Raw genomic sequence first — 3,767 nt, forward strand, 5'->3', positions numbered from 1 at the left:
CGGCCGCGACGAGGCGCGGGAAGACCTCGATGCCGCCGGTCTCCATGACGAAGTCGTGGTAGCCGCCCCGGAACTTGATGCCGCGCATCTTCACGATGCGCAGGCGCCGACGCTCGCGGCGAGCGCGAGGCAGGCGGCTTTCGACAGGAACCCACGCGTCATCAAAGACCCCCAACAGAACACGCAACGGTCGCGCTTGCCCTCGCGGCCAAATGCGCTTGCGGCAAGGCAGGCTGCACGGCGAGCCCAGGAAAAGCCCGGTCGGCGCGGGTTTTCCCGGCGGTGTGGCGGCCCTGCCGCAGTCGAGGAGCGATAGGTGCGGGGCGCCGAAACGGCGAGAGCCGCGCCCGATCGGGGCACGGCTCTCTTCAGGCGCTTTGCGAGGCGGGGAAGAAGTCAGACCGCGCGCTCGACCATCATCTTCTTGATCTCGGCGATGGCCTTGGCCGGGTTCAGGTTCTTGGGGCAGGTGTTGGCGCAGTTCATGATCGTGTGGCAGCGATAGAGCCGGAACGGGTCGTGCAGCCCGTCGAGGCGCTCGCCGGTGTTCTCGTCGCGCGAGTCGATCAGCCAGCGATAGGCCTGGAGCAGGGCCGCCGGGCCCAAGAACTTGTCGCCGTTCCACCAGTAGCTCGGGCAGCTCGTGGTGCAGCAGGCGCAGAGGATGCACTCGTAGAGGCCGTCGAGCCGGGCGCGGTCCTCCGGCGTCTGCTTCCACTCCTTCTCCGGCGCGGGCGTCTCGGTCTGGAGCCAGGGCTCGATCGCCGCGTGCTGGGCGTAGAAGTTGGTCAGGTCCGGCACGAGGTCCTTGAGCACCGGCATGTGCGGCAGCGGGTAGATCCGCACCGCGCCGTCCTTGTCCTTGCGGGTGAGGAACGGCAGGGCGTTGTCGGGAGTCTTGCACTCGTCGATGCCCATGGTGCAGGCGAGCGCGTTCTGGCCCTCGATGTTCATGGCGCAGGAGCCGCAGATGCCCTCGCGGCAGGAGCGGCGGAAGACCAGCGTCGGATCGACCTTGTTCTTGATCCAGAGGAGCGCGTCGAGGACCATCGGGCCGCAATCGTCGCGGTCGACATGGTAGGTGTCGATGCGCGGGTTCTTCCCGTCATCCGGGTTCCAGCGGTAGATCCGGAAGGTCTGGATGGCCTTGGCGCCGTTCGGCGCCGGCCAGGTCCTGCCCTCCGTGACCTGGGAGTTCTTGGGGAGATTGAACTGGGCCATGTCTGAGCCTCTGGATGCAGCGGCCTTGGGCGCGCTCTGAGTGTCGAGAAATCCTATTGCCGGTCGAGCCAGCCGGTCATGAAGCGCTCGGCCTCCGCTTCCCGCGGTCGCGTCGCGGCCGGTCCGGACAGGCGGAACTTGACGAATCGGCCGCCCAGTCCCGTGAGGCAGAGCAGGCTCTCGGTGAGGCCGAGGGCCGGATGGTCGATGGCGATGGCACGGCAGGCGAGCCTGGTTCCGGCGGCGCCCGGCAGGCGCACCGGGCCGAGATCCTCGCTGCCGCGGTAGAAGCCGCGCTCCACCGCCGTCCTGATGTCGCCGACCGCCTGGGCGAGCTGGGCCTCCACCGCGGGCGACGAGGGCCCGTCGGGGATCGTCCGCACGCCCGCGTCGTAGACGTAGATGTCCGCCTTCCAGCGACCGTTGGTGTAGGCCACGGAATAGCCGAGCCCCGGCGCGCGGGCTTCGTAATCCGTCCGCGGACCGCGGGCGAAGCCGGCGATCTCCGCGGGAAATTCGAAGTCCGGCCCGCGTGCCTGCGCGGACAGGGTCAGCAGCAGCGCTGCCGCGGCGGACAGGATCAGGCGGATGGAGAGGCGAAGGGATACCCTCATCGGTGTCAGGACAGGGTTCGGTGGCCGACGCGCAGGCTGCGCGGCAGCGGCTTCAGACGCTTCTCGAAGACCACCATGCTGTCGTGGAACCCGATGCCGTGCGTCACGTCGGCGAAGCCGGGGTCGCGGGCGAAGGGATCGGGATCGAGCACGTAGCGGGCGTGCAGGCGATCGAGGAGAAGCTTGGCGTATTCCATGAAGGCGCCGTGCGCCCGCAGGCCCCCGCCGTGATCCGGCCAGTAGGAGGCGTGCACGTCCTCGACGATGTAGACCCCGTCCGGCGCCAACAGCGGATAGAGGACCTCGAAGCTCGCGATCTGCTCGGCGCTGATATGGCCGGCATCGTCGATCACCACGTCGATGCCGCCCATCTCCTCGGCGATGCGTCGCAGCAGCCCCGGATCGGCCTGACTGCCGAGGTGGACCTTGAGGCCGTCCTCGGTGATCTCGCGGCAGCCCGGATTGATATCGAGGCCGTGGATGACGGCCTGCGGGCCGAGATAGCGGCGCCACATCTGGAGCGATCCGCCCTGGAACACGCCGAGCTCCAACAGGCGCACGGGCTTGCCGCGGTAGCGCGACAGGTGGCGGTCGTAGATCTCGAGGTAGTGGTGCCACTTGGTCGCGAGCCGATCGTCCTGCGCGAAGAAGGCGGCCTCGGCCGCGTTGCCGGCCTGCGCGCGCGCCTCCGCGGGATCGACGGAGGCGCCGTAGCCGCACACGATCTCCTCCCACGACGCCGGCGGCTGCGCCGGCGCGCCGGAGCAGAGCAGGCCGGAGCCGGCCGGCGGTCCTCGTCTGCGCTTCTTCAGTCCGAACACGGCCGCGCGCCTTCCTCAGTCCACCCGCCTCAGTACACCCGCGTCAGTACACCCGCGCCTTGGGCTCGATGTACTGGATGTCGTTCGACATCGTGTAGGTGTGCACCGGGCGGTAATCGATCTCGACGCCGTGCTTGCTCGGATCGAGCCACGCGAGGGTGTGCTTCATCCACTCCTTGTCGTCGCGGTCGGGGAAGTCCTCGCGGGCATGCGCCCCGCGGCTCTCCTTGCGGTTGACTGCCGATTCCATGGTGACGACCGCCTGACCGATCAGGTTGTCGAATTCCAGCGTCTCGAGCAGGTCGGTGTTCCACACCAGCGAGCGGTCGGTGACCTGGACGTCGGAGACCCCGCGCCAGACCTCGTGGATCAGGCCCTTGCCCTCCTCCAGCACCTCGCCGGTGCGGAAGACGGCGCAGTTGTTCTGCATCGTCCGCTGCATCCGGTCGCGCAGCTGCGCAGTCGGGGTGCCGCCGTCGGCGTAGCGGAAGCGGTCGAGGCGGGCGAGCGCCTTGTCGCCTGCGTCCTTCGGCAGTTCCGGCTGGCGGGCGTCCGGCTCGACGATGTCGGCGCAGCGCAGGCCCGCGGCGCGGCCGAACACCACGAGGTCGATCAGCGAGTTCGAGCCGAGGCGGTTGGCGCCGTGCACCGAGACGCAGGCCGCCTCGCCGAGCGCCATCAGGCCCGGCACCACCGTGTCGGGATCGCCGTTCTTGAGGGTCAGCACCTCGCCGTGGAAGTTCGTCGGGATGCCGCCCATGTTGTAGTGGACGGTGGGCAGGACCGGGATCGGCTCCTTGGTCACGTCCACGCCCGCGAAGATCTTGGCCGATTCCGAGATGCCCGGCAGGCGCTCGTGCAGGATCTTCGGGTCCAAGTGGTCGAGATGCAGGAAGATGTGGTCGCCGTCCTTGCCGACGCCGCGGCCGTCGCGGATCTCCATGGTCATGGAGCGCGAGACCACGTCGCGCGAGGCGAGATCCTTGGCCGAGGGCGCGTAGCGCTCCATGAAGCGCTCGCCCTCGGAATTCGTCAGGTAGCCGCCCTCGCCCCGCGCGCCTTCGGTGATGAGGCAGCCGGCGCCGTAGATGCCGGTGGGGTGGAACTGCAC

Annotated in this window: 4 protein-coding genes; all 4 read right to left on the reverse strand. The window is 68.9% G+C overall.

Going from position 1 to position 3,767, the window contains the following annotated elements; translation table 11 throughout:
* Positions 1-396: 396 nt before the first annotated feature.
* Entirely contained in the window at positions 397-1,221 is an 825-nt protein-coding gene (locus MFF42_RS24025) for a succinate dehydrogenase iron-sulfur subunit (RefSeq protein WP_238258350.1), read from the reverse strand.
* A gap of 53 nt (positions 1,222-1,274) precedes the next feature.
* On the reverse strand, positions 1,275-1,835 hold the full coding sequence (locus MFF42_RS24030; protein WP_238258351.1) for a hypothetical protein: 561 nt from the start codon (positions 1,833-1,835) through the stop codon (positions 1,275-1,277).
* A 5-nt stretch (positions 1,836-1,840) separates the two neighbouring features.
* The gene (locus tag MFF42_RS24035) at positions 1,841-2,656 is read right to left on the reverse strand and encodes an O-methyltransferase (RefSeq protein ID WP_238258353.1); all 816 of its coding nucleotides are present in this window, start codon (positions 2,654-2,656) and stop codon (positions 1,841-1,843) included.
* A gap of 43 nt (positions 2,657-2,699) precedes the next feature.
* The coding region (locus tag MFF42_RS24040; RefSeq protein WP_238258355.1) for an FAD-binding protein at positions 2,700-3,767 on the reverse strand (1,068 nt) is incomplete at its 5' end.

This window comes from Methylorubrum podarium (assembly GCF_022179745.1).
Lineage (GTDB): Bacteria > Pseudomonadota > Alphaproteobacteria > Rhizobiales > Beijerinckiaceae > Methylobacterium > Methylobacterium podarium.